Source organism: Paracoccus cavernae (genome assembly GCF_042430175.1).
Lineage (GTDB): Bacteria > Pseudomonadota > Alphaproteobacteria > Rhodobacterales > Rhodobacteraceae > Paracoccus > Paracoccus cavernae.
Genome location: NZ_JBHMDZ010000023.1, coordinates 1 through 948, shown reverse-complemented (window position 1 = coordinate 948; position 948 = coordinate 1). Strand labels below are relative to the sequence as shown.

Genomic DNA, 948 nt, shown 5'->3' with positions numbered 1-948 from the left:
CCTTCATCTACGGCCGCGACGATGTGAAATACATCAAATGCTCGGACGAGCATGGCGTGGTCGACGACCCGAACGGTGTTTTGAAAGTGAACGAAAAGCTCAAGCTGGTTCCGGGCCATTGCGACCCGACCTGCAACGTGCACGACTGGTATGTCGGCGTGCGGAACGGCAAGGTCGAAACCGTCTGGCCGGTCTCGGCACGCGGGCGGGCCTACTGATGTATGTCGTCGCCGAAAAGGAAATCGCGGGTCTGATGACCCCGGCGGCGGCGTTCGAGGCGATCGAGGCGATGTTCGCCTCGATGGCTTCGCGCAAGGCCTACAACTTCCCCGTGGTGCGCGAAGCGATCGGCTATGAAGATGCGCTTTACGGCTTCAAGGGCGGTTTCGACGGCGCGGGTCTGGTGCTCGGGCTGAAGGCGGGCGGTTACTGGCCGCACAACCAAAAGCACAATCTGATCAACCACCAGTCGACGGTCTTCCTGTTCGATCCCGATACGGGTCGGGTGAAGGCTTCGATCGGGGGCAATCTGCTGACGGCTTTGCGCACGGCGGCGGCTTCGGCGGTGTCGATCAAATATCTCGCCCCCAAAGGCGCGAAAGTGCTGGGCATGATCGGCGCGGGCCATCAATCGGCCTTCCAGATGCGCGCGGCGGCGGCGGTCCACCAGTTCGAGAAAGTCGTCGGCTGGAACCCCCATCCCGAGATGCTCTCGCGTCTGGCCGATACCGCGGCCGAGCTGGGCCTGCCCTTCGAGGCGGTCGAGCTGGACCAGCTTGGTGCGGATGCCGACGTGATCGTCTCGATCACCTCGTCCTTCGCCCCGATGCTGATGGACGGCCATGTCAAAGGCGCGACCCATATCGCGGCGATGGGCACGGATACCAAGGGAAAACAAGAGCTTGATCCTGCTCTGGTCGCCCGCGCCCGTGTCTTCACCGACGAGGT

General features: G+C 62.9%; 1 protein-coding gene and 1 pseudogene. Both read left to right on the top strand.

Features of this window, described 5'->3' with window-relative positions; genetic code table 11:
- Positions 1–218, top strand: a pseudogene (locus tag ACFFUC_RS12470) (DSD1 family PLP-dependent enzyme); the annotation flags it as partial.
- Positions 218–948 (top strand): ornithine cyclodeaminase family protein (locus ACFFUC_RS12465; protein ID WP_377686690.1); only part of this gene is annotated, 731 nt, incomplete at its 3' end. The pseudogene ACFFUC_RS12470 and the gene ACFFUC_RS12465, both read left to right, overlap by 1 nt.